At 36.1% G+C, this 26,549-nt stretch carries 28 protein-coding genes; 2 read left to right on the plus strand and 26 right to left on the minus strand.

The window, feature by feature from the left end:
* Positions 1-237: 237 nt before the first annotated feature.
* The 5 genes from WBG45_RS02615 to WBG45_RS02635 form a co-directional block, all read right to left on the minus strand.
* Positions 238-825, minus strand: a complete 588-nt coding sequence (locus tag WBG45_RS02615; RefSeq protein WP_424412242.1) for a hypothetical protein — start codon at positions 823-825, stop codon at positions 238-240.
* A 70-nt stretch (positions 826-895) separates the two neighbouring features.
* On the minus strand, positions 896-1,171 hold the full coding sequence (locus tag WBG45_RS02620; protein WP_424412243.1) for a hypothetical protein: 276 nt from the start codon (positions 1,169-1,171) through the stop codon (positions 896-898).
* Entirely contained in the window at positions 1,168-1,431 is a 264-nt protein-coding gene (locus tag WBG45_RS02625; RefSeq protein ID WP_424412244.1) for a hypothetical protein, read from the minus strand. The genes WBG45_RS02620 and WBG45_RS02625 overlap by 4 nt, the downstream gene beginning before the upstream one ends.
* Positions 1,432-1,774: 343 nt before the next feature.
* Entirely contained in the window at positions 1,775-2,311 is a 537-nt protein-coding gene (locus tag WBG45_RS02630; RefSeq protein ID WP_424412245.1) for an N-acetyltransferase family protein, read from the minus strand.
* Between the two features lie 167 nt (positions 2,312-2,478).
* Positions 2,479-2,766 carry a hypothetical protein gene (locus WBG45_RS02635; protein ID WP_424412246.1) on the minus strand — a complete coding sequence of 96 codons (288 nt, stop codon included), beginning with the start codon at positions 2,764-2,766 and terminating at the stop codon, positions 2,479-2,481.
* A gap of 181 nt (positions 2,767-2,947) precedes the next feature.
* Here WBG45_RS02635 and WBG45_RS02640 point away from each other — a divergent pair, with 181 nt between their 5' ends.
* Complete coding sequence (locus WBG45_RS02640) at positions 2,948-3,787, plus strand: tyrosine-type recombinase/integrase (RefSeq protein WP_424412247.1); 840 nt, start codon at positions 2,948-2,950, stop codon at positions 3,785-3,787.
* A gap of 532 nt (positions 3,788-4,319) precedes the next feature.
* Here WBG45_RS02640 and WBG45_RS02645 read toward each other — a convergent pair.
* Complete coding sequence (locus WBG45_RS02645) at positions 4,320-4,982, minus strand: DUF2711 family protein (protein WP_424412248.1); 663 nt, start codon at positions 4,980-4,982, stop codon at positions 4,320-4,322.
* 65 nt (positions 4,983-5,047) lie between these two features.
* On the minus strand, positions 5,048-5,551 hold the full coding sequence (locus tag WBG45_RS02650; RefSeq protein ID WP_424412249.1) for a DUF2716 domain-containing protein: 504 nt from the start codon (positions 5,549-5,551) through the stop codon (positions 5,048-5,050).
* A gap of 333 nt (positions 5,552-5,884) precedes the next feature.
* Here WBG45_RS02650 and WBG45_RS02655 point away from each other — a divergent pair, with 333 nt between their 5' ends.
* Complete coding sequence (locus WBG45_RS02655; protein ID WP_424412250.1) at positions 5,885-6,058, plus strand: hypothetical protein; 174 nt, start codon at positions 5,885-5,887, stop codon at positions 6,056-6,058.
* On the opposite strand, the gene WBG45_RS02660 is transcribed toward WBG45_RS02655, so the two are convergent.
* The 19 genes from WBG45_RS02660 to hpf all read right to left on the minus strand — a co-directional run bounded on the left by WBG45_RS02660 (position 6,035) and on the right by hpf (position 26,435).
* Complete coding sequence (locus WBG45_RS02660; protein ID WP_424412251.1) at positions 6,035-6,832, minus strand: sulfite exporter TauE/SafE family protein; 798 nt, start codon at positions 6,830-6,832, stop codon at positions 6,035-6,037. The two genes, WBG45_RS02655 and WBG45_RS02660, sit on opposite strands and share 24 nt — an antisense overlap.
* Positions 6,833-6,836: 4 nt before the next feature.
* Positions 6,837-7,187: a rhodanese-like domain-containing protein gene (locus WBG45_RS02665; protein WP_424412252.1), complete on the minus strand. Its 351-nt coding sequence runs from the start codon at positions 7,185-7,187 to the stop codon at positions 6,837-6,839.
* Positions 7,188-7,198: 11 nt separating this feature from the next.
* The gene (locus WBG45_RS02670; RefSeq protein ID WP_024535313.1) at positions 7,199-7,459 is read right to left on the minus strand and encodes a metal-sensitive transcriptional regulator; all 261 of its coding nucleotides are present in this window, start codon (positions 7,457-7,459) and stop codon (positions 7,199-7,201) included.
* Between the two features lie 339 nt (positions 7,460-7,798).
* On the minus strand, positions 7,799-8,035 hold the full coding sequence (locus tag WBG45_RS02675; protein WP_424412253.1) for a glutaredoxin family protein: 237 nt from the start codon (positions 8,033-8,035) through the stop codon (positions 7,799-7,801).
* A 17-nt stretch (positions 8,036-8,052) separates the two neighbouring features.
* Entirely contained in the window at positions 8,053-9,429 is a 1,377-nt protein-coding gene (locus WBG45_RS02680; protein ID WP_424412254.1) for an MBL fold metallo-hydrolase, read from the minus strand.
* 259 nt (positions 9,430-9,688) lie between these two features.
* The gene (locus WBG45_RS02685; RefSeq protein ID WP_424412255.1) at positions 9,689-9,934 is read right to left on the minus strand and encodes a CsbA family protein; all 246 of its coding nucleotides are present in this window, start codon (positions 9,932-9,934) and stop codon (positions 9,689-9,691) included.
* A gap of 10 nt (positions 9,935-9,944) precedes the next feature.
* Positions 9,945-11,159 carry a PDZ domain-containing protein gene (locus WBG45_RS02690; protein WP_424412256.1) on the minus strand — a complete coding sequence of 405 codons (1,215 nt, stop codon included), beginning with the start codon at positions 11,157-11,159 and terminating at the stop codon, positions 9,945-9,947.
* Positions 11,160-11,196: 37 nt separating this feature from the next.
* Entirely contained in the window at positions 11,197-12,627 is a 1,431-nt protein-coding gene (locus WBG45_RS02695; RefSeq protein ID WP_424412257.1) for a S41 family peptidase, read from the minus strand.
* A gap of 80 nt (positions 12,628-12,707) precedes the next feature.
* The gene (locus WBG45_RS02700; protein WP_424412258.1) at positions 12,708-13,283 is read right to left on the minus strand and encodes a redoxin domain-containing protein; all 576 of its coding nucleotides are present in this window, start codon (positions 13,281-13,283) and stop codon (positions 12,708-12,710) included.
* Entirely contained in the window at positions 13,280-13,936 is a 657-nt protein-coding gene (locus WBG45_RS02705) for a hypothetical protein (protein ID WP_424412259.1), read from the minus strand. The genes WBG45_RS02700 and WBG45_RS02705 overlap by 4 nt, the downstream gene beginning before the upstream one ends.
* Positions 13,937-14,117: 181 nt before the next feature.
* Positions 14,118-15,512, minus strand: a complete 1,395-nt coding sequence (locus WBG45_RS02710) for a murein hydrolase activator EnvC family protein (protein WP_424412260.1) — start codon at positions 15,510-15,512, stop codon at positions 14,118-14,120.
* Positions 15,513-15,542: 30 nt separating this feature from the next.
* Positions 15,543-16,427, minus strand: a complete 885-nt coding sequence (gene ftsX / locus WBG45_RS02715) for a permease-like cell division protein FtsX (protein ID WP_424412261.1) — start codon at positions 16,425-16,427, stop codon at positions 15,543-15,545.
* A complete protein-coding gene (ftsE, locus tag WBG45_RS02720) occupies positions 16,417-17,103 on the minus strand; it encodes a cell division ATP-binding protein FtsE (RefSeq protein ID WP_424412262.1) in 687 nt (228 codons plus the stop codon). Before ftsE ends, ftsX begins: the two co-directional genes overlap by 11 nt.
* A 280-nt stretch (positions 17,104-17,383) precedes the next feature.
* Positions 17,384-17,722: a cytochrome c551 gene (cccB, locus tag WBG45_RS02725; RefSeq protein WP_424412263.1), complete on the minus strand. Its 339-nt coding sequence runs from the start codon at positions 17,720-17,722 to the stop codon at positions 17,384-17,386.
* 49 nt (positions 17,723-17,771) lie between these two features.
* A complete protein-coding gene (locus tag WBG45_RS02730; protein WP_424412264.1) occupies positions 17,772-18,644 on the minus strand; it encodes a YitT family protein in 873 nt (290 codons plus the stop codon).
* 630 nt (positions 18,645-19,274) lie between these two features.
* Positions 19,275-20,376, minus strand: a protein-coding gene (prfB, locus tag WBG45_RS02735; protein WP_424412302.1) for a peptide chain release factor 2 whose coding sequence is annotated in 2 segments (ribosomal slippage) — positions 19,275-20,303 and positions 20,305-20,376 — 1,101 coding nt in all. Because the reading frame shifts where the segments join, the coding sequence is not laid out codon by codon here.
* A gap of 21 nt (positions 20,377-20,397) precedes the next feature.
* Positions 20,398-22,908 (minus strand): preprotein translocase subunit SecA, encoded by a 2,511-nt coding sequence (secA, locus tag WBG45_RS02740; protein WP_424412265.1) that lies wholly within the window; start codon positions 22,906-22,908, stop codon positions 20,398-20,400.
* A 75-nt stretch (positions 22,909-22,983) separates the two neighbouring features.
* Positions 22,984-25,371, minus strand: a complete 2,388-nt coding sequence (locus tag WBG45_RS02745) for a bifunctional diguanylate cyclase/phosphodiesterase (RefSeq protein WP_424412266.1) — start codon at positions 25,369-25,371, stop codon at positions 22,984-22,986.
* A 503-nt stretch (positions 25,372-25,874) separates the two neighbouring features.
* Positions 25,875-26,435 (minus strand): ribosome hibernation-promoting factor, HPF/YfiA family, encoded by a 561-nt coding sequence (gene hpf, locus WBG45_RS02750; protein WP_424412267.1) that lies wholly within the window; start codon positions 26,433-26,435, stop codon positions 25,875-25,877.
* Positions 26,436-26,549: the final 114 nt, after the last annotated feature.

The following is a 26,549-nucleotide window of genomic DNA, read 5'->3' on the forward strand; positions in this document are numbered from 1 at the left end:
AATTGATTATTTCGGTGTCTAATTGGCGTGATAAAGGGGTGTGGAATTGAATTGTTGAAAAACAACCAAATGAACTAAACAAGTAACCTGTAAACAGTAAAATGAATACTTGTGTTCAGAAAATATAAAAAAACACTGATTAATTTCTCAGTGTTTTCTGGTTGTAATTTTTAGTAAGCTTAATTTTCATCTACGCTTATTCAACTAAAGCACTCGTTAGTTAAAAATGGTACTCATTTAATTCTGTATGTTTTGTGCGAACTCTATTGCTTGTTCAGTGGAATAAATTAAAGATGAATTACCTTTTGATTTTCTAAGCTCTAACGCTGCCTGAAAGCATTTTATTGCATCTTCTACTCTATTTAATTCTAAGAGGCACTTACCTTTGTGCTGAAATGCAAAATCTAAGTATAAATTTTCATCCGTTTCCTCACATTTAATCAATGCCAGATTAAATTTCTCCAATGCTTCTTCAAGTTTATTATCATATTTCAAAGCCTCTCCAAGACGAATTAAAGAGATGATTTCTCTTTTGTAGTGCTTTCCCTCGATTGCATACTTTAGGTTTATTTCTAAATAGTTAATTGCTGTTTTGGGCTTCCCATATATCCTATAAAGATTTCCTAGTGTTCCATAAAGAAAATACTTTTCCTCTTTATTAATTAAAGTATCTTCTTTTATTTGATCTAGAAATACTTCAGCTTTAATAATAAATTGTTTTAACTTCGAAAGATTTGATGATTTCTCGCGAAGATACTGATTTGAATCAAAATAAATTATATCAGTAATTGAAGAAAGTTCTTCTCTCAACTCTTTGAAATCCATACAAATCCCCCTATTCATAAAAACTCTGTTCATTTGTCGTCTAATTTATCTAACCAATCGATTAAATCAATTATGTTTGAACTGGAGCAACACTCCAATTAATCTTATTTACACCTTTAACATTAATGTTGCCTAAACTCAAAATATGGGGAATATGTGCGAACATCCCAAATTTAACACCCTTTCTATGTTCTTCTGTGAAGTATGCTAATGTGTCTGATGGCAAAGCTGAACATTCTTGATATGAAATTATATCAATGATTTGAATTTCTTCATCAGGAATATCCGTAGCTGGACCTTTATAATTTTCTTTATTATAGAAATACACAGCATTTTTATTTTTCATTCTTTTTTAATACTTACACCATGAGAATGTAAAGCTTCGTAAACATAGTAAGGGTGAAGGGGTAGTAAAAAAATTACATCATTCCATAGACAATTTAATTTGGGGATGCTTTTCAATAATAAGCTCTCCCTTTCTGGATGGTCAAAATACTTTTTTGAGTAGGTTTTATAAAGTTCGGGATGCATCAATTTTATCTCATTAAGAGAAATAAGAGCCTCTCCCGTCATTTTTTTAGACACCATATGATAAACGTAATCCATCAAATTTCCTCCTCATAAAAGGTTAATTCTTAAAAGGACGACTTCCTTAGTATCCTTTTATTCCCTTTTCACCACTCATATTACCTAGAAAAACAAATAAAAAACAGACTGATAATTTATGGAATAATATGCTATAATTGAATTAACTTAGAAACAGAGAACCGCTAGAGAATGTAATTCTTCTCTAGCGGTTTTATAATGTTCTGCCAGTTTCTTATTGAACTAACCTGCCCCGTTAGTACAATAAGTTCAACAAAAAATGCGTTAATCCTTCTTGGATCAACGCACCCGTTAGTGAAATTTAATCCCAATAATTAAATACCAAATGAGTATAAACAAAACATTATTTAACGCACTTATACATAAGAATATCATCTACATATTTATCTTCATCTATCTTATATTCTTTTATTAAACGTCCTTCCTCAATAAAACCCACGCTTTTGTATAATGATATCGCTCTATGATTAGTGGCGAATACCCCTAAACTTACCTTTTCAATAAGAGGTTGTTTTTCAGCCCAATCCAGTAATGTTTGCAGAAGAATTTTCCCGATTCCAGCACCTCTATAGTCTCTACTTAAAGACATTGAAATTGAACCAGTATGAGATAATCTTTTTTTGTTATTAGATCGAAATACTATTGATCCTACAACGACATCATTAATTTCAGCAACAATTAAAGTTTCTTTATCATTATTTATTATCTTTTGAATTTGTTCCTTTTCTTGTTCAATTGACATTTTTTCTAATTCCTCAGATACTACGATAAAATAATCTCCTTCAGAAATAACGGAAGCTGAAATTTCTATAAGTGCTTCAGCATCTTCTAATTCTACTGTTCGAATACTACATTTTTGATTGTTTATTATGTCTGACATTTAAAATCCCCCCTGTCTATATTCAAAAAGAATTCCACAAACACATACCTATATCCTTCTTCAAGTAATGCACTCGTTAGTTGAATAAGAAAATAAAACATCAACTATCTACTTTATTTAAGTCTAGATTAAACAATCGTGTTAATAAATCATTAAATTCACCCTATCTAAAACCTTTTAAAAAGTTTCCTTTGTTTCATATAATCAATAGCCTTAGTTTTATTCTTTTGTTTAGAAACATATATTGCTTCATTTATATCTCTATAATAGCTATTTAATCTTTCTTCTAGAAGAATACCAACAGATATTGCTTTTTTAACTGCACAGTTAGTCTCATTTGTATGAGTGCAGTCAGAAAACTTACAACTCGAAGATAATTCCAATATATCTTCATATTCATTACCTAATTTTTCTTCATAATCTACTATTTCAAACATCTTTTTATTAAACTTCATTTTATAACTCCCTTTTTGTACTATGACTAACCTTCCTTTTTATTTGAAGAAGAAAAAGAGTGCCAATTCAACGCCACGATCTTTAACTAACCTGCCGCGTTAGTAAAACTACTCATTATGTCTTTAATTCTATTAAGTTGGCAATAATTCCTTTAATCTTACATTTTTAGGAGGTATGGAATTGTTACTGTCAAAAGCTTGGGCTTCGTTTGAAGCTGATAAACGAATAGAGGGTTTTTCATCGCAAACATTGAAGGCTTACCAGTTACAGACTTTGCTATTAATTGGTTATTTTAAGGATGTAGAGATGGAATTACTGGATACAAATCAACTGAAAGAATATCTTGCTATATCGGGCAAGCATTTAAAACCAGCCAGTCTTGCACATCGTATCCGCTTTATGAAATCGTTTTTTCGTTGGTCTCATGAAGAAGGTTACCTGAAAAAGAATCCAACTTCCAAAATTAAAGAGCCCAAGGCTGGGAAGAGGATACCAAAGTATTTAACAGAACGAGAGATTGAACATCTGCGTGAATCCTGTCATTCCCCAATGGAAAAAGCGATTTTCGAATTCATGTTTTCTACAGGTTGTCGAATTGGAGAAATAGTTGCGTTAGAAAAGAACCATATTAATTGGTCCAATCAATCCGCGATCGTAAGAGGGAAAGGTGATAAGGAGAGGGAAGTTTATTTTAATATACGATGCGAGATATGGCTTAAACGCTATATCGAAAGCCGTGATGACAATAATCCTGCCATCTTTGTGACAGCAAGGCAACCACATAAAATGAGTGTCGCTCAAATGCGATACATCATCATGCGAATCTCAAATCGTGCTGAAATCAATAAAGAGATTCATCCACACCAACTTAGGCACAGCTATGCAACTCATTTGTTGAATAATGGAGCTCCTATTGAGGTCATACAAAGTCTTATGGGGCATGAAAAAAGTGAAACCACAAGGATATATGCTCAATTAAGCGGAAGGTTAAGGAAAGAGTATTATCAGAAGTACTTTTAAACGTAGAAGGAGCAACATCTTATAAGACGTTGCTCCATTTGACTAAAGCACCCGTTAGCCATCCATGTAGCTAAAATAATAGCTACACCACAGATCATGAAAGAATATTACGTTCTTTCATGGGAGTTGAAGAAGAAATTTTATAGGTATATTATTTTAAGTTTTTAGTCCTGCTCAATATTTCTGAAACTCCTATTGCTATACTTGCATTAAGCATTGCGAATATAGAAATAATCATAGTTGTACCATCATATTCACCAATAAAATTCATTACAAAAAATATGAAACTAATGAAAAAAACAAGTATGCCAAAAACAAATAAAATTCTATCCAACATTATCACCTCATACCATATAATAATCTTTTTTCACTAACCTGCCCCGTTAGCAATAAGTTCAACAAAAAATGCGTTAACCCTTCTTGGATCAACGCACCCGTTAGTTTAATAAGGAAATTGTTAGAACTATAACATTGTTCTTTTAAATACGCATACCTAGTCTCAAAAACGCAAATTGCTTAAGTTATAAGACAATTAACTTTTTTGTGAAAACCAGTTTAGAGTTGTTTTATTATCGCAAATGGTCGCTTCCCAATTCATCCTTCTTATAATTCCAGCGATATTATCATCTTTTGTTAAGAATAACGTGGTATAGGCATCATATTCACTTATAAAGGCAAACTCGAGTTTATCATCCATGAGCATAAATTCCGCTGGTGTTAAATCAGACATCTCTTCTAATTTTATTTCCTCTATTTTTAACCTTCCTTTTTCGCCTTCAAGCGGTGCAGAGTATAATACAAAATCAGCTCCTTTGGATCCAAGTACATTCACGATATCATTCAGTAAAAAAACCGAAATTTTGTCTTCCCTCGGATAATAAAAATCGGAATTAAAGCATGTGCGAAGTTGATTCGTTAAGTCAGGTCTCTTATCTCGATGATCGTGTACTGCTATTCCGACCTCTTGCAAGGTTAAGTCGCTTTGCTGACTGATTTGATTCCACGAAACTGGTTTACCAATGTTTAATATTTCTTCGTCGCTTGGGTAGATGTGTTGAAAAGGTCTTTCCCGTTTCCTTTTTTGCCACCCATTAGGCATTTGGACAAATGGATGAAGCAGAAAAGCTGCTGATTTAAAGTGATTCGATATTTGGCTTAAAATAGGTGAAACATCTAACTGTATATATTCCAGCATGTAAATTCTCCTTTAAAATGTTTTTTGTTCAACTAACCTGCCCCGTTAGTAGAACAAGGTTTAAATTATCCCTGACGTAATATCTTTTGAAACATTCTCGGTTGATGTTTTTCAAAACCTTTTATCAATTCTTTTCCAAAAATAGTGATGGTCTCTTCCCAAGGGTGTCCTAAAAATCCCCATTCAAAATTCTTTTGAATAAAAAAGTAATAATCACCGTTAGGAAAAACAGGTACAATCCATTCATCAAACTCACTTTTCTGAAACTCCAAACGGGGGTTTATCCAATAACCTGGATGCTGCCAATCTACCGCATACATACATTCATTCTTCTGTGTGAGTTCTTGAAAAACAAGCAATGACTTATCCTCTAGGTCATTATAAATCTCATTATAAGTACCTGAATCTCCGGACCAACTTATATATGAGGATATATCATATGTGATAAATGGATTTGGAACTTCAAAAGATGGGAAATTTGATATGCTTGGTTCAAAATTAAATTCATCATATATCCTATCCCATACCTCTTTATATTCTAATGCGGATAATTCAATCCAATTTTCCATTTGAATAGCCACCTTTACGATGCTTTTATTGGGGTTATTATATTATTGCTTGTTCAACTAAACTGCCTCGTTAGTTGAATAAGGAAATCTCTTATATTTATTTTATTATACCAAGAATATCCATTTTTACCTCTAAAAATTTAAAATTTTCTATTATTTATAAAAGCACCTCGAAAAGAGGTGCTAATTCGGGTTATATTTGGCTGTTTATTTTGTTAATAAAACAGGCTTGATTTGACCGTTTATTTAGGGAAAAGTGACTCAAAACTGAACGGCTTAAGATTTGATGGATGTCTTTTGTTTTGGAGATTTTTAGAGAGACTGTTGTATGCTATGAGCGGTTTTGTGTCGACTATGAGCGCATTCCTGTCGACTATCGGCGCAAAAGACATGGCTATCGGCGAATCTTTGTCGTCTATCGGCGGTTCTCTGTCGTCTATGAGCGGTTTAACAAAAAGTGAATGGCCATTGAGCCATTCACTTTTATATCGTCCATTGTACGAATAAATCCCACCAAATTTTTATAGCAGTGGCTGTAATTAAAACTGCTAATATCCATTGCAAGACTTTTTGATTTACTTTTTGTCCATATTTAGCACCTAATGGAGCGGCTAGTAAACTCGCGACAACAAGAACAATAGCTGGAATTGGTAATACTTGATCAGTAGCAACTTTAGCAATCGTTGTACCTATTGATGAAATGAATGTAATCGCGAGTGATGTGGCAATGGTAATGCGAGTAGGTATCTTTAAAAAGACTAACATGATTGGCACCAATAAAAATGCGCCCCCAGCCCCAACGACGCCTGATAATACTCCAACGATAAATGCTAAAAATGTTGCCCATATAAGCGAATACTGCAAGTCCTTCATTTGTATATCCTCGTTCATTTTGCTTGGAAGAAACATCAGAAGCGCAGCTATCAAAGCGACGATTCCATAAATCAAATTAACGGTTTGCTCTGACAAATCGCCTGATCCAAATCCGCCAATCAAACTCCCTATCAATATGGCACTTCCCATGTAAACAATAAGTCGCTTATTTAAAAAACCACTATTACGATATACATAAACGCCACTCATTGTAGCAACCAAAACTTGAACTGCACTGATTCCAGATACTTCATGTGCACTAAAAGCAGCAAATCCAAATAACGAGGGAATAAAAAGCAGCATCGGATAATTAATAATAGCTCCTCCAATGCCGACCATCCCCGAAATAAATGAACCTACAAATCCAATAGCAAAAATTAGTACAATAAAAGCGATTGTATAATCCATCGCTTTATTGCCACTGACTCATTCCGCCACGTACATTCACGACATTCGTGAAGCCAGCTTTCGTTAATATTCCAGCTGCACGAGAACTACGCATGCCACTTTGACAAATAACATATGTTTCTTTTGTTTTATCAAGTTTATCTAATTTAGAAGGAAGCTGATCAAGTGGAATGTTTTGGAATTGTGAAATATTTCTGCCTCTATATTCTCCAGGCGTTCTTACATCTACAAATTGTTTTGATTTATCATTTAGCAGTCCTTTTAAATCCGTTGTAGAAACTGTCTTAACACCTTTTGCTGGTTTCATGCGCCATACGATAAATCCTACTACCACAGCGATTAATATCCATTCCATTTAAATCTCCCCTATCTACTTTTCATCAGTAATTTTACAGCTTGTTTAACATGTTCATCTGAAGCGTTCCCCTCAGCCATGCTTGTCCTCACACATTGCTCTAAGTTTTCACTAACAATTAAACCAATCGTGCGATCAAGTGCACCTTTAATTGCACTTAACTGAGTTACAACATCGTTGCACTCGCGAGCTCCTTCGATCATTCGAATCACACCTTGAAGCTGACCATCCACTCGATTTAATCGATTTGTAATTTGTTTTGAATAATCCATCGGTCTTCTCTCCTCTTTAGAAAAGCGTAAAGCGCCACTCTAGCTCGACTCCTTGAAATGTGAAACAGGCCACTTTAATCCGACTCCAGTGCTAGCTCGACTATATCGAAACTTATTTTTCGAATGAGAAGAATAGCTAAGTTCGCGACATCATGTCGCAATGCCTTCATGACTTACATCCTGTAGGACCAAACTTAGGCGCGGATTGGCTTGTGCAACTGAACATATGATGCTTGAAAGAACGCAATGTCAGTCGCCTTTCTCACCTTAAAGAGGAACGAGAGCTGGCGCTTGAAGCCAAACATAACCAACATGTAAAGAGGGTCATTGCCCTCATATTTATGCTTTTACTAACTCTAATACGCGATCTGGATCAAATCCTAAAACCCATTGACCATTAATGTTTGTTTGTGGAACACCCATTTGACCAGTTGTTTCCACTAGTTTTTGTGCAGCTATAGCATCAGCCTGCACATTCACTTCTGTGTAAGCAAGTTCATTTTGTTGCAAGAAAGATTTCATCATGTCGCAATACGGACACGTGTTAGTTGAGTAAACAGTAATTTGTGGTTTCATTTTCAATTCCTCCATTTTTATGCTTTTTTGTATGCAGCGTAACCGCCAGCAAGATGCTTTACATTTTTGTATCCAAGAGATTTTAATACACTCGCACCAATTGCAGATCGAGCGCCACCTTGACAATGCATTAATACTGGCGTTTCTTTTGGCAAATCAAGGTCACGAAGTTTCCCTAAAAAGTGATGATGGGCTCCTTCAATGTGACCTTCTTTCCATTCAGTATCATTTCGTACATCCATCACATATGAAGTTGAAATTTCGTCTTTAAATTCATCAACTGACAATGTTTCGTATGACGTTAAGTTCATTTCATTCAATACAGATGGATCAACAAACGATTTAATGTTATCTAAATGGATCGATTGAAGTGAGCGAACGATTTCTTCTCGTTGTGCTTCTTCCGCTATAATACCCATTTGTTCATCATAGCTCACCAACCAACCAGCCCAGTTAGTGAATGCTTTGTTAAATGGAATGTTAATGGCACCAGGCAGAAGACTGTTCTCCACTAAATTCGCAGGACGAGTATCCAAAATGAAAACTTGCTCAGTCTGCATTTCAGTTTCTAACTCCTCTTTGTTTTGAATTGTTGGAATTACTTTGTCTTCTAATAAAGCTGGTCCCATTTTATTCACTTTTTTCATTTCCGCAAAGTACACAGGTGCTTCAGGTTGATCTTTCAATAATTCATCAACAAATGCTTGTTCATTATCTTCTTTCATTGCCCAGTTAAATTGTTTTTCATAACCAACAGTTGAAGAAGGAACAGCTCCTAAAGATTTCCCACACGCTGAACCTGCACCATGTCCAGGCCACACCATCATATAATCAGGTAGTTCTTTGAATGTTTGAATGGAATTGAACATTGCACGTGCACCCTTTTCGGCAGTATCTGCAACGCCAGCTGCTTTTTCCAATAAATCAGGTCGGCCAACATCGCCAACAAAAACGAAGTCTCCCGTAAATATCCCCATTGGTGTTGTTGCGCCGCTGCCACGGTCCGTTAATACGAATGAAATACTTTCAGGCGTATGCCCAGGTGTATGCAACACTTTAAAGTCGATGTTTCCTATTGAAAAAGTTGAACCGTCTTTAACCATTTCAACATTTAGACCATTTGTATATTGATATTTCCAATCATCATCGCCTTCGTCAGACAAATACAATGTTACACCCAAATCATGAGCTAGTTGACGAGAGCCTGAAACGAAGTCAGCATGAATATGAGTTTCTGTTGCTGCCGAAATGTGCAAGCCTTCCTTTTTTGCAACTTGGATAACGTCAGAAGTATCACGTGCTGGGTCAATAACAATAGCTTCACCAGTTCGTTGACAACCTATTAAATACGAATATTGTGCTAATTTTTCATCAAAGAATGAGCGAAAATACATATAAGTTCCCTCCAGTTTTTAAAATCGTTTTTCTATATTTATAATATACCACTAGGGGTATATTTGTTCAAGTAATTTGTTTTACATATAACTTATTATTTCCCTAAATCATTTTTTTAACGCAAAATTGGTTCTAAGTGAGTCAATTTCAAAATTGCCTTTTGATGGATGATACACGAATATTTAAATTGTAATCCTAAGTTTATGGACTCAGAAAAACAAAAAAACGCCTCTACACATATGTGTAAAGACGTTTCGTTTAATCTTCTTGTTTTTTGCCGCGTTTCATCATAAGAGTAGCGTACCAAAATCCAATAGTTAAGGACAAGGCATCGACGATGTATAACAACCAAGTATGCGTGTATCCGGCATATACGGAAGCTGTAATAAGAGCGACAGTTAAAATCAACGCTACAATATGTGAGAACGTAATGCGTGTAAATAAGACAACGAGCAAGCCCGGTAAAAACAAAGCTAATATAATTTTCGTAACCATAGATTCCATATATGTTCTCCTATCTTACGACCAATAAACCGAGACGATGGTGGTCGTGACGATAAATAACATGTTGGCGTAAACGTACTTCTCCTTGATGATCGAGAACTTCAAGTCGACAATGTGCGGCGTTTATCTGAATCGCCTCATATAATTCTCTTTCGTTTGAAACAGATTGTCCATTTACTTTGCGAATACATTCGCCAATGACAAGACCCATCTTTTCAGCTGGTGAATCTGGCAAGACTCCTGCAATCATGACACCTAAATCTTTAGGTGCAACAGCGTGGTTGCCTTGTCGTTCTTTGATCGCAAAGTACATCCATACCCCAACTCGTGCAATTGCACCGATAGCTAAACTAATAGCCGCCATCACTGGGAACCAAAATGCACTGATTGATAAAATCACAGTCAGGAAACCAACAGCTACAACAGACATTCCTAGTTTTGGGAATAAATTTACTGGTAGTGAACGGCGAGCTTTTTGTTGGAATCCAATGACAATTGGGAATAATACCAAACCAAATGATTCACTTCCAAATGTTAATTGAGGCCAGTATGGTGAAAACTCTTGAATAGCATCTCCTGGTACAATTACGAGTAATGGAATCATCCATAGTCGCTTGGCTAAATAGCTTGCTGCCGTTAGCCCACGAGAAGATTTCTCTAAAATTGGTGAAGCTGATTCTGCACCCGTTTTACTGATGAGTAGACCTTCTACAATGACCGTTGCACCGATAATGAAGGCAACAGGCAATGATAATTGAATCCAATTCATTTCTCCCGACCAATCAAAATTCATAAATGAAAATGTGCGGTTCATTACATAGCCAATCCACAATGCTGCGACAGCTAGTGCACCTGCTACAATGGGTGAACCCAATTGATACATGAAAAGCACTACTAGTATGGCACTAATGATACTATACGTTGCAATCCAATCTGTCGTTACGGTTAAACCAATACCTACACTAAGTATCGATAATATAACTGCATACATCCAGATGTCCGCAAACATTCGCTTCATTTCAGTCCAACCCCATAAAATGCGCGTTCGAAAAGAACGTCTTTCTCTTTTCACACGGACATATCCGAGGAGTACTGCGAAAAGAATCGCAACGTAAAATAATGGATTGATAAACAATTTACTAATTCCTTTTAACAACTCTAATCCTATCTCTTGCCACATAAAACCTAACACCACCCATTCAACGGTTCGTGCATTTCTTTCCATTGTAACAAACCGTTGATGGAATGCGTATAGGTTTTTTCTACTTTTGAATAGAGTGGAACAAATAACCTAATGACTTTTGCAGTTGATCGTCGTTTTTCTTGCTTGTTTTATACTTTAATATCGACTCTCTAGCTGCTTGATAAAACTCTGTATTCATGATGGAATCGTTTTGAAGTTTCTTTTCTTTTTTGAAAGCTAACACAGCTTTTGCCGTATCTTCATCGAAATATCCGTTTACTTTAGTAATAGGATACCCTAATGCCTTTAACGCTTTTTGTCCATAAATGATATCTTCATGAAAATCTCCTACTTGATAAGTACCACTTATAGGCAACGGCTCTAGTTGGTAAAGCTCATTTGCTTCAACTTCAAAATCAGCTTCTATTCCTTTACCATGTATCCACTGTTGTTTAGGAGTTAACCATTTATGTGAGGAAAGCTTCATTTCTCCTCCATTAGTCAGTTCCCATGTTTCCTGGACAGTCCCCTTGCCAAAGCTCTTAGAGCCAGCAATGAGTGCACGTTGATTTGACTTTAATGCCCCACTTAAAACTTCACTTGCCGAAGCACTACCTTCGTTTTGTAACAATACAATTGGAATCTTTTTCATTTCTTTTGCGTAGTCATCATCATTCGTTGCTTTTACAGGTAATGGTTCAAGTACACCTTTCGCATCTTGCATATAAGCGTAAATTTGGCCGTTCTTCAACATGGTACCGATAATTTGTTCTACACTATGTAAATACCCTCCTGGGTTACCACGAACATCAATCAATAAACCATCGATTCCTTGTTTAACTAAAGTGCGTGTTTGTTGTTCCCATTCTTCAGCAGTTTTATCACCAAAAAGTGAAATGCTGACATAGCCAATAGAAGAATCATCTTGCTTGATGCGCTCACTTGTAACTGTGTGTATTTGTAGTGCTGATCTCATCATACTTAATTCCATATGTCGATCTTCAGTTGGTCTAAAGACAGTTAAAGATACATTGGTTCCTTTCTTACCTTTAATGGCTTTAAGCAAATCAGATAAACTTTTACCATCTACACGTTCCCCATCTACTTGTACAATTTCGTCATACGGTTTAACGCCAGCTTTTTCAGCTGGAGATTCTTTTAAAGGCGTTACGACAATAAAACGTCCTTTATTTTCAACAATTTCTAAACCAATACCCACGCGCTCGTCCGATAGTGATTCGCGATGCGATTTCGCTTCTTCTTTTGTCATGTATTTACTGTAAGGATCACCAAGTGTTTCAGCCATTCCTCGAAGAGCACCTTCAATCAAAAGTTTCCCTTCTACCGGATGGACTGAGCTGGCTAAAATCCGTTCATAGGCTTCATCAATAGGTGACATAGGACTTGTCGCATTACTTGTCTTATCTTTTTTTAACGGTGTCCAAAAAATGAGCAAACAAAGAATCAAAATAACTAAAAAAGCAAACAAAAAAACCCGGCTTCTTTTCAATTAATATCGCCCCCTACTTTCTTCGTTTCATTGTATGAACGAGGACAGGGCAATACGACAAGAAGAAGCCAGATTTATTATTAATCTAAATTTGAAACAAAATCTTTCATCATGTTTTCATCCATTGGTCCAACAATTTTATTTTGAATTCGACCTTTTGTATCAATCATATAAGAGGTTGGAATCGTAATGGCTTGATAAGTCTCTCCAACCTTTCCTTCCACGTCCATTGGGATTGGAAAAGTTAACCCATAATCTTCAACAAAATTCTGTACACTTTCTACTTTATCTCCATTTGTTAAGTTGACAGCTAAAATTTCGACATTTTCATCTTTTGCAAAATCCTCATAGTAATTTTGCATATGAGGCATTTCAGCTTTACATGGAGGACACCAGGTCGCCCAGAAATTCACAATTATTTTTTTTCCTTTTAGATCAGATAGTTGAACCTTTTTACCATCGAGTGTGGTTAATGTGAAATCAGGGGCCATATCCCCTTTGACTAATCCTTCTTCAGCTGACACATTTACTAAATCAACGCCACGTTGTTCGCTGGCAAACGACTCCTCTGTATCGATATTCTTCTTCACAAAACCTGCAATCATTATGGCAATTAGACTTGCGACAACTACCAAACCGAATATTTTTTTCGTCATAATTTTTCCTCCGTAAATTCAAGTTGTTTATTGGTTAGTACGTAAGCTAGTGATCCGCAAATCACGAATATACCCGTGACAAAGAGAGGACTTTGAAGTATACCTTGGGGTTGAATAAGCGCAACGAAAATGTGCGTGAATAAAAACAAGAAAGTTAATTGAATTTGCCAAGTGCTTGATATGGAGATTTTCAACCAAGTCAGTGTTACTAATGCAACAAATAAAACCACTGTGATGATTTTTTGCCAAAGCAAGGCTTCGTTTACTAGAACCATAATTATTTGATATACAGATTGTAACATGACTATTGAAAACAACAGGGCAACTAGCTCTGATACAGGCCAATTTTTCTGTCTAAACCTCCATAATAATTTTAACAAAGCAGCACTCAAACCAAGAAATAACCCTAACCTACCTCCATTAAAATAAAGTATGGACAGCGGAGAATCAATGATCAACTTAAAATCGGTGAGGACTACACTAAATTTCCAAACAAGTAAAAAAAGAATGGCTGCATCTGAAAACCAGTCTTCTGTTTCTTTTCCAAATTTGCGCCATACAATAATTCCTGTAATTAGTATGGCCAAAAGTACAGCTAGCCATGATGACGGGATAGTTAATGATTTTATGATAAACCATTCAGTGACAGGCATAATCTCTCATCTCCAAACAACTTTTTATATACCCTATATCGTATACTATTTTTCATTAATCCGCGACAAATTGATTTGTATATGAGTCCTTCATCTCCTATTATAAGGGGTTCATTGGGAAATCAATACATAGAAAAAACTCACTCTCATTAAAATGAGAGTGAGTTTTTTCTAGATTTAATTAAAATGATACGTAACGAATTGGATTCACAGCATTTGAACGTGAACTATTCCAAGGACCTACATGAACTTCAAAATGTAAATGTGACCCTGTAGAGCGACCCGTACTACCCATTTTACCGATAAGTTGTCCTTTTGAGACAGATTGGCCTACGCTAGAATTAATAGCGCTTAAATGTGCATAAACAGTTGTGAAAATTTGACCATTAATTGAGTGAGTAACCATGATCACGTTACCGTAAGTTCCCATTGGTCCAGCGTGAGAAACAATTCCATCCGCAGCAGAAACAATCGGTGTTCCGATGCTATTAGCAATGTCACTACCATAGTGGAATTCATTTCCAGACCCTATGTTCCGTCCTCCGAATGTTGAAGAGAATCGACCTGAAGCAGGGCGTGTCCATGTTCCTGACGATACTGATACAACCGGTGCAGGTGCAACTGGTCGTGATACTGTTGTTGATTTTTGTCTTGAAGCGCTTTGATTTGCAGCATTTTGTCGTTCACGTTCTGCGGCTGCTTGTCTTTCGCGTTCTGCAGCTGCTTGTCTTTCACGTTCAGCCGCCTCTTTTTTCTTACGAGCGATTTCAGCTTGACGAGCAACTTCTATTAAACGAGCTTGTTCAGCCACAATTTTATTTTCAACGGCTTTACTTACTTTAAGTACTTCTTCATGTTCTTCTTCAAGATGACCTTTTTCTTCTATTAATAAGGCTTGTTGTGCTTCTAGTTTATCTACTAATTTACCTTTAGAAACCTTTTGTGAATCAAGAGTTGCTTTAAGATTCATTAGCTTGTTACGGCTTTGTTTTTGTTCAGCTAATTTCTCTTCAACTTCTGCCTTTTGTTCTTCAAGCGATTTTTTATCAGCCGCTTGTTCTTCTAATATTTTACGATCCGCATCCATTAATGTATTAACAGCAGAGAATCGGTCAATAAAGTCTGCGAAGCTACTAGCACCAAGTAAAACATCCAAATAATTTACAGATCCACCGCTTTCTTGAACCGCGCGTAAACGTTCTTTAATTAATTCGTCACGATCTGCAATTTTCTTTTCTAACACTTTAATTGTTCCGTGTAATTTGTCAATTTCATTATTGGTACGCTTAATATCAGCAAGAATACTATCAATCTCTTTATCTGTTTCATTTATTTTATTATCAAGAGATTGGATTTGAGCAAGCAAATCCTCTTGAGTATTTTGGTTTTTAGAAATGTCGCCTTTTTTCTTATTAATTGTTGAATTCAATTGGTTCTCTTTCTGCTCCAATTGTTTTTGTTCACTTTTTAAGTCATTTAATGAGTTTGCCGAAGCATCAGGTTGAGTCATAAATACAGAACTTCCTAATACTGTTGCTAAGGTAACCATCATCCATTTAGATTGTTTCTTTCCCATGTTATGCCCCTTTCAAAATCGCGCTTATTATTAAACGCGTAAAAACTTTCTCACCGACATGAAGCTTCCCCATACGCCAATAAAAATACCCATCACGATAATTAAGATGTTTACTTGGAATAAAAATGGTGTAAGTGGTAATAAATTAAACAATTCGCCTTCTAAATATGGTTGAAGTATTTGATATAGATTGTAATAAAGAACACTTACAAGAGTAATAGGTAGGATGGAACCAAGGATTCCTATCCACATTCCTTCTAACACGAAAGGAATTCGGACAAAACTATTTGTCGCTCCTACTAGTTTCATAATCTCTATTTCACGACGACGTGCAACAATCGTAATTCGAATCGTATTTGAAATTAAGAACATTGCGGTAAATAGTAAGGCTAAAATCAAGCCTAGTCCTACATTTCGAGCAACATTTAAGAATTCGAACAACTTCTCAATTTTACCTTCGCCATATTCTACTGAATATGTATTTTTAAGTCGGTCAATATTCTCTGCAACTTTTTCAGTTTCTTGAGGGTTAGTTGCTTTTACGTAAAAAGCAGCTCGAAGGGGATTGTTTTGATCAGATAATCCCATGGTTCCACCGAAATCTTTAATTAAATCTTCAAGTTCGGCTTCTTTCGTAGAGTATGTAAGAGATGCTACGCCATCAAGATTTTTAATTTGTTCTTCTAACTTTTCAGCAGCTTTTTCATCAGATGTTAGTTCGACTAATACTTTGATTTCAACATCTTTTTCTAAATCGTCTGCGACTTTATTTAAATTCATCATGATCATGACGAATACGCCTACTAATAGTAATGTAACGGTTACAGCACTTGCAGAAGCAAATGTCATCCAACTATTACGACCTAAACTTTTAAAACTTTCTCGGAAATGACGACCTACTGTTCTAGCTTTCATAACCGTAGGCACCTCCAACTTCATCACGTACTACTAATCCGCCTTCAACGGCTATAACACGGTGTTTATTTGTATTTACAATTTCTTTATTATGAGTTGCCATAATAATTGTTGTTCCTCGACGATTAATTTCTTCAAATAAATTCATAATATCCCATGAAGTTTCAGGATCTAAGTTACCTGTTGGTTCGTCCGCAATCATCACTTTCGGAACATTGACAATAGAACGGGCAATTGAGATACGTTGTTGTTCTCCTCCTGAAAGTTCAGTTGGAAACATGCGTGCTTTATGTTTTAGGCCTACTAAATCCAAAACTTCCATTACACGTTTACGAATTACTTTTGGTGATTCTTCAATTACTTCTAATGCAAAAGCAACGTTTTCATAAACAGTTAACCGAGGCAATAATTTGAAGTCTTGAAAGACTACGCCGATTTGTCTTCTTAAATAGGGAACACGTTTCGACTTCAGTGTCGCCAAATTGATACCATTAACTACTATATCTCCGCTCGTTGGTCGTTCTTCTCTATACATCATCTTGATGAATGTCGATTTACCAGCCCCACTGGGACCTACCACATAAACAAATTCACCTTGTTTTATTTCTACGTTAAATCCATTAGCGGCAACTATACCGTTTGGATATTTTTTATAGACATTTTTCATTGAAATCATATTTTTTGTAACCACCTATACTTACTAAACTTATTGAAAACTATCTTAAAAATTTTTCCAACAAACTCATTATAACAAGGTTAACGACAAAATTTTATTACATTAATATTACAATATGTCTTAAGAAAGCTTATAAAACCTTATACCCATTACTATTTACACAAGTAAATACTCCTGCACTGACATATAATTCAACATTCTAGTCGAAATTTCCTTCTTTATCTTCGACAGTATTTCACAAAATAAAAAGACCAACGCAAGATTATGCGTTGGTCTCTTATTATTTCTTATTTGATAACCATTCTGCTACTACTTCTGCCTCAGCACCTTCAACAATATTAGCAGGCATTGCACCTTTACCTTCTTGTATAACTTTTAAGATTTCTTCTTGTGATAGTCGAGACCCAACATCCGAAATATTAGGGAAGTTACCTTGACCCTCTAAATTCCCACCGTGACAACTTGTACAATTCCCTTGCACAATTTTCTCAGCATCTTGCGTTTCAACGACTTCTCCACCATTTTCTTCATTTGTTTCGGTAGCTTCATCATCTCCACCGCCACATGCGGCAAGCATTAATGCAGAACCAAAAATAGCTGCGAGTAACTTCTTGTTCATTATTTTCCCTCCCGGAAAAAGTTTTACTTTCTACTAAAGTATACCAATATCAAGGACGTTTGAAACCTTCACCCAATACCTCATAGGAATCAGTTACAATGACAAATGCAGATGGATCAACAATTTTTATTACTTGTTTTAGCTTTGAAAACTCGGTTTGATAAACAACTACAAGTAATATTGGTCGTTCTTGTTCTGTATAACCACCAACTGCTGAAAGTTTTGTAACACCCCGATTTACTTCGGTATAAATAGCATCCCTTATTTCTTCTTGTTTATTCGTAATAATGTAAACCATTTTCGATTGGCTGAAGCCAAGTTGGATGATATCAATCGTTTTCGTAGTTACAAATAATCCAATTAGCGCGTATAAACCTTTTTCAATATCAAAAACTAAGGCTGCTGAAAGTACAATCAATCCATCAATTAACATAACGCTTGTACCAAGTGTAAGACCTGAGTATTTTGTAATTATTTGAGCTGCTAAATCGGTACCACCTGTTGATGCACGGCCTCTAAACACTATCCCGAGTCCTACACCAACTGAAATACCACCAAATAATGCCCCTAGCAAAGGATTTAATGTCGCTGGTTCCCAACTTGCTGTTAACAAAACAAATAATGGCAACGTAAGTGTACCGACAAGCGAGCGTGCGCCAAATTGTTTACCTAGAAAAATAACACCCGTAATAAACAAAGGAATGTTAAATGCATATTGCACAATACCTGGATTCCAGTCGAATACACCTTTTAGTATTGTACTTATTCCACTAACTCCACCCGATGCTACTTCATTAGGTAATAAAAATACGTTAAAACCTACTGCAATAATTGCAGCTCCGATGATGATATATATATATTCTAAGACGGAAGATAATATTGGATGTGGCTCATTCCGTACTTTACGATTATTCATGATCATTCCTACCTTCTAGATATCTAAAATTCCTTATGAAGTATAGCAGACGCTTTGTATTGTGTGAACTTCATCATGGTGAAGCATTACTGCTTTAGCGTAGGCATGGATGCTTCATTTATTTCTATAGTCGTCCTCACTAAAAGTGACGCACACATTATAGAATGAAACAGGAGCAGACAATTATACTCTTGAGTAAATAGACGTTCAGGTCGCCTTTGTTGTGTTCCAAAGCAACTTAGTAATTCAGTGCATCTAAGTGGTATTTTGTCACCATTAGGTTTTCACAGCAGCGCAGCGAAAACAAAACTATATAAAAGCACTTAGTTATGAGTCATTGCGCTTTCTATGGTTGAGATTGTTTCAATAAGTTAACTAGGACATGAGACGTGTTTGAGCGATAAACCTTCAGAAATGAGTGATAAATTCTCAAAATGAGCGACAAGTCTCCAGATTGAGCGATAAACCCGACATTTTGATCGATAAATTTTTCACAATCGAAATTGGCTATACATAATCGTCTCATAAGCCAAGTTATCTATCTGTTGAAACGTGACCACATTACAAGATAATATGTTCGATCATTTTTCTGGACACCAAAAAGCGGGCATCCTTTAAGGATACCCGCTTCTACTATTAGTTCATTCTTGAACGTAAATACGAATTAATAAATAAATCAATATCGCCGTCCATTACTCCTTGAACATTACCGCTTTCAGTACTTGTGCGGTGATCTTTTACCATTGAATAAGGGTGGAAAACGTAAGAGCGAATTTGACTTCCCCATCCGATTTCTTTTTGATCGCCACGAATTTCAAGCATTTCAGCTTCTTGTTCTTGAAGTTTTAACGCATAAAGCTTAGCTTTCAAATACGTCATTGCTTTTTCACGGTTTTTAATTTGAGAACGTTCTTGCTGACACGTAACAACTGCGCCAGTTGGTAGATGAGTGATACGCACAGCTGAGTCAGTTGTATTAATATGCTGACCACCTGCACCGCTTGCACGATACGTATCAACTTTTAAATCTTCAGTTCGAATTTCAATCTCAATCTCATTATTGAATTCAGGAATTACTTCACAAGATACGAACGATGTATGGCGACGACCAGAAGAATCGAAAGGTGAAATACGTACTAACCGATGCACACCTTTTTCAGCTTTTAAGTAGCCATATGCATTATGACCTTTAAAACTTAACGTTACGGATTTAATGCCCGCTTCGTCTCCAGCTAAATAATCGATTGTTTCGACTTTAAAGCCACGTTTCTCACCCCAACGAGTATACATACGAAGTAGCATAGAGCCCCAGTCTTGAGACTCCGTTCCACCAGCACCAGGGTGTAATTCTAAAATGGCATTGTTTTTGTCATAAGGTTCACTCAGTAATAATTGCAATTCGAAGTCACCAAGTTTTAAAGTGAATTCCTTCATTTCTTTGCTGAGCTCTTCATGCAATTCTTCGTCTGGTTCTTCACGCAACAATTCCAATGTCATTTCTAAATTTTCTTGTGTATCAACCAACTCTTGATATTCATTCACAATTTCTTTTAAGCCATTCGCTTCGCTTATGACAACTTGAGCAGCATCCTGATCATTCCAAAAGTCGGGGTACGACATATTTTCATCTAATTCTGCAATTCGTGCCTCTTTGTTCTCTAAGTCAAAGAGACCCCCTAAAGTCGAATAATTTTGAAGCGGTTCTGTCTAATTCATTGCGTACATCTGATAATTCCATCATTACTAAATTCCTCCGTTATCATTCAACAGCACCGTGACAATTTTTGAATTTCTTGCCACTGCCACAAGGACAGGCTTCATTTCTTCCAACTGTAGCTTGTGCGCGTACTGGTTTTTTCTTAACAGGTCCACCCTCTTCTTTCGGGTTCACAGCTTGACCTTTTGCTACTTCCTCACGTTGAAGGTTGTTGCGTATTTCTGCCTTCATTGCATATTTCGCTACATCTTCTTGGACAGATTCGACCATTGCTTCAAACATAGCAAACCCTTCGTTTTGGTATTCACGAAGTGGATCAATTTGTCCATATGCACGTAAATGAATTCCTTGTCGAAGTTGATCCATTGCATCGATATGATCAATCCATTTCGAGTCAATAGAGCGTAGTAATACAACTTTTTCAAATTCACGCATACGTTCAGGAGTCATTTCTGCTTCTTTTTCATCATAGCGTTTGTACACTAATGTTTTCACATACTCAGTAATTTCTTCAGACGTTTTACCTTCTAATTCAGCCCGTGAAATCGCACCTTCAGATAATAAATTCGCATGAATTGTATCTTCAAGTCCTTTATAGTTCCACTCGGCTTGTTTATCAGACGATGTGTGTGCAGCAACAGTACGTTCGATTACTTCATCGATCATCGTTTCTACAAGTCCACGCATATTGTCTGTATCTAATACTTCTAAACGTTCTTTATAAATAATTTCACGTTGTTGACGTAAAACATCATCGTATTGTAACAAACGTTTACGTGCATCGAAGTTATTACCTTCGACACGTTTTTGAGCCGATTCTACTGCTTTTGTAACCATTTTAGATTGAATTGGTTGTGTATCGTCCATTCCTAAACGAGTCATCATAGCACGCATATTATCAGATCCAAAACGGCGCATTAAATCGTCTTCCATTGATAGGTAGAATTGTGTGATACCAGGATCCCCTTGACGTCCAGAACGACCTCGAAGCTGATTATCAATACGGCGTGATTCATGACGTTCAGTACCGATAACGGCTAAACCGCCTACTTCAATAACACCTTCGCCGAGTTTAATGTCAGTACCACGCCCGGCCATGTTCGTTGCAATGGTTACCGAACCTTTGTGACCTGCAGTCGAGATAATTTCAGCCTCGCGCTCATGATTTTTCGCATTTAACACATTATGTTGAATTCCGTGTTTTGTTAATAATGTTGAGATGATTTCAGAAGTTTCAATAGCAACAGTACCTACAAGAACTGGTTGCCCAACTTTATTTCTCTCCGCAATTTCAGCCGCTACTGCTTTATATTTACCTTCCATAGAAGCATAAATTAAGTCTGCACGGTCTTCACGCCCAATTTCGCGATTGGTTGGAATGACAATTACATTCATATTGTAAATATTACGGAATTCTTCTTCTTCCGTTTTTGCAGTACCCGTCATCCCAGAAAGTTTATCGTACATTCTGAAATAGTTTTGGAACGTAATAGTAGCCATCGTCATAGATTCATTTTGAATCTCTAGACCCTCTTTTGCTTCAATAGCTTGATGAAGTCCATCTGAATAGCGACGACCTTTCATTAAACGACCAGTGAATGAGTCAACAATGACCACATCCCCTTCTTGAACCACATAATCCACATCATTATGCATACTTGCATGCGCTTTTAATGATTGGTTAATCGCATGATTTAAACGGACATGTGTTAAATCGAATAAGTTATCAATACCAAACGCTTTTTCAACTCTTTCAATTCCTGCTTCAGTCAGAACTACACCTTTTGTAGATTCATCGTACGAATAGTCATCTTCTTTTCGAAGAGCTTTCACAAGTGCATTTGATTGCTTGTAAAGTTGAGCAGATTTAGCTGCTTGTCCAGAAATGATTAATGGTGTACGTGCTTCATCAATTAAAATCGAGTCAACTTCATCGATTACAGCATAGTAAAGCGGACGTTGTACGTGTTCCTCTTTATATAACACCATGTTATCGCGTAAATAATCGAATCCTAGTTCGTTGTTCGTCGAATACGTAATATCCGCTGCATAAGCTTCACGTTTTTCATCTTTATTTAAACTGTTTAAATTTAAACCTACTGTTAAGCCTAAGAAATTATACAATTTGCCCATTTCTTCAGCATCACGACTTGCTAAATATTCATTGACCGTCACTACATGGACGCCTTTACCAGTAATTGCGTTCAAATAAACCGGCAATGTAGATGTTAAAGTTTTACCTTCACCAGTTTTCATTTCAGCAATATTACCTTCATGAAGTGCTGCCGCACCCGTAATTTGAACACGGAAAGGGTACATTCCAAAAACACGTCTTGAAGCTTCTCGTACAACAGCAAATGCTTCTACTTGTAGGTCTTCCAATACAGTCCCACTTGCAAAACGTTCTTTAAATTCATCTGTTTTCGCACGTAATTGATCGTCAGTTAAAGCTTCTGTTTCGTTTGCTAACGCTTCAACTTGATCTGTAATTTTTTCTAATCTTTTTAAATCTCTCTTATTTAAGTCAAATACTTTATTTAATACTCCAAGCATTTAAATTCACTTCCCATTTAGTCTAAGGTTTATTTTAACACTGCTACTAAAGGGGTGCAAATAACGGACTTGTACTTACAAGGTTGTGTCGTTATTTAAAAACTGATGCAATTGCCCTTTATTAAGTGGTTTACTGTAATAAAAACCTTGAATAATATCTGTTTCCATTGCTGTGAGGAGTTCCAGTTGTTTCACTGTCTCAACCCCTTCTGCAACAATATTAAATCCTAAATTATGTGATAAGTCTATCACCGATTTAACAATTGCTTGAACTCTTTTATCATTTTCCATTTGCTGTACAAAAGTTTGATCGATTTTCACACGATTAATCGGGAGTATTCGCAAATAATTTAATGAAGAATACCCTGTACCAAAATCGTCTAGAGCGATGGAAATGCCCATTTTCTTTATATTATGGAGAGTTTGGAGAACATCATCTCCTCCGTCAATAAATAATGACTCGGTTATTTCAATTTCAATAAGACTGGGATTTACTTGATATTTCTTCAACAGTGTTTTCAGACGATGAATAAAGTCAATTTCTCTAAGCTGTAATGCACTAACATTGATGGCGACAGATGATACGTGTGGAAACTGATGTTGAATTTCTTTAATTTCACGAACTGCCGTTTCAATTACCCAGTCTCCAATTACTTGAATAAGACCTGATTTCTCTGCAATAGGAATAAATTCAACCGGAGATATCATCCCCCATTCAGGATGGCGCCAACGCAATAACGCTTCCAAACTTTCTGTCCTATTTGTTTTCAGGTTGAATTGGGGCTGATACACGAGTGTAAAGTGATTGAATTTTATTGCTTCACGCAATCCTTGTTCAAACATATGTTGTTTTTCAAACTCTTCTTTCATTTCATAATTAAAATAAAGTATTCTATTTCTGCCCGCTTCTTTCGCTTTATATAAAGCCGTATCAGCGTTTACTAATAATTGCTCACTTGAGTCAGCATCAGTTGGAAAAAGGGAAACGCCCATAGAAGGGGTAACGAATACAGCTTGTTTATTTAAGTAAAATGCTTTTGAAAATGCATGGTGCACATTCGTAAGAGTCGTTCTTAGTAAAGGAAAGTTTTCCTTTTTAGAATGCAAAAGCACAATAAACTCGTCCCCGCCAAATCGGCCGAAATAACTATCCTCTGGTAATAAATGTTGAATTCGTTCTGCCACTTGAATTAAGAGGGCATCTCCATATGAATAACCTTTCGAATCATTAATTTGTTTGAAATGATCTAAATCTAAGAAAGCAACAGCAATTATATGGTCTTGATTCATTTCCTCAATCCATTTTACGAGTTGAAATTGAACGGAAGAGCGATTTGGCAAGCTTGTTAGCGGGTCGAATTTAGCTTGAAAATCCATTTCTTCTACTTGTATGTTTAACAATTTACCCATTTGCTCAATTGATTGTGCGATTTCTCCAATCTCATCTTTACTATCAATATTCATTTCAGACACTAAGTTACCTTGTTCCATTTGTCGAACATGTTTCACAATAGTTGGTAAATCTTTCAACATATAACGCAAAAGTATAGACAAAATGATTAATAATAATAAAGCAGCAAGAATCCAGGACAAACCAATCGTATAAACAAAATCGTGAAGAGAATCGGTAACCATATAGTCAGGCACATAACTCACAAGTTGCCAACCTGTCCCTTTAATTTCACGGACTTCAGCATAGAAGTTCCCTTTAGAAGTACTAACTAAAGTGGTAACATCATCCGAAAGATTGAGATCTTTTATTTCAGACCAAATATTATCTACATCATACAAAATCTGTCCTTGTTCAGTTAATAAAACATGTTTGTGATTGTTAATTTCATAGGGTGCAATTAATTCAGGGATTGTATCTAAATGCATATCTAAACCAAAATACCCGAGTCGTTTGCCATCTTTTTCAATGGGCTTGATCACACTGACTGTATACTTTTTAGTTGAGTAATCAATATACAAATCTGAAAAAGATAAGTCTTTTGCTGCTCCTGCTTTAGCTGTCCAAGGTCGTTTTTGAATGTCATACGCTTCATCCGTTACATATCCATGATCAGCAATTAAAAAATTGGGTTCCAGTAGAGCAATCCACACAAGACCTAAACCTTCCGTGCTTTCTTGAACTCGAGTCATAAGTTGATTGACTTTGTCATAGCTAGCAGAAGACTTAACAGATTTTCGCTCGACTGGTGATTCTAAAAATTCTCTGACATCTTCTAGTTCACCAAGTTGCTCAGCAATTCCTCTTTTACTGTTTAACAATGTATAAATTTCCTGTGCAACTACTTCATTTTCTAGCCCTAATTCCTCTTCCATTTGTTTTTCAAATAAATTCTTTTGATAAGTATATGAAATACCTGCGATTACAAAAAGAATTGAAATGACGACGGCACTCATTGCTAATAAAACCTTGCCTCGAAAACCAAGTTTGCCCCAAAGCCGTAGTTTCGACATCCAATTCCCTCCCCTTTTGAAACGGAATTATGTATTCTTTTTATCTACTGAGTTAATTTCATAATTCATAAAACCGGATGTAAACACGAACATTCTTAAAATGGAGATTATGTCGATTTACGTTACGGGCGGACGCTTTCCGCGGATGGTCCGTGTGCCTCCTCGATGAATGAAAAACCTATGCTCCTGCGGTTACTCGTCGCAAACGAATTGTGCCCAATTCGTTCACTCCGCTCTCTGCGGGGTCACACCTGGACACACTTTTCCCGTCTTAGTCGCCGTCCTTCACTTCAATCAAATTACCGAAACTCTTAACAAATTCAAAGGAATACATTTCACATAATCGTGTATCATTCATCAAAAGGCATTTATCAAATTAACTCTATTTAATTATTCGCTTTAATCGAGTGAATTCCTGCTTTATCGACAAATACAAAGGTGAATTTTTCATTAAAAAAAAAAAAAAGAAAGCCCACAAAAATGGGCTTTCTTTTTACGTTTATTTAGTTTGTTTCAATTAATCCGTACTTGCCATCTTTACGTTTGTAAACGATATGTGTTCCATCAGATTCAGCATCAGTGAATACGAAGAAATTATGTCCAAGCATATCCATTTGTAAAACGGCTTCTTCTTGATCCATTGGCTTCAATTCAAATTGTTTAGTACGAACAATATGAATTTCTTCTTCATTATCATCGTGTTGTGTTGTTTGTTCTGGTGTTTGCACGTTAGCAAAATATGCGCCTACGCCTTCACGTTCACGGAACTTACGATTTACTTTCGTTTTATATTTACGAATTTGACGCTCTAATTTATCGACGATTAAATCGACTGCTGCATACATATCATTATGTCTTTCTTCAGCACGAAGCGTTAAATTCTTCATCGGAATCGTAACTTCGACTTTCGTTTGACTGTCGTTATATACCTTTAAATTGACATTTGCGTTCGCTTGGATTTCTTCGTTGAAATAGCGTTCAACTTTATTGATTTTGCTTTCAACGTGTTCGCGAATCGCAGGAGTTACCTCAACGTTTTCACCGCGGATATTATAATTTAACATGTAAACTCCTCCTTTAATTAAGGCTATGTTAACCTTATTCTACTTATCCCCTAATAACTCCTGCAACAAACCAAAAATAAATTAGAAATTTGTCGAATGTAGTCATTTCCCTTA

Source organism: Paenisporosarcina sp., from assembly GCF_049671445.1.
Taxonomy (GTDB): Bacteria; Bacillota; Bacilli; order Bacillales_A; family Planococcaceae; genus Paenisporosarcina.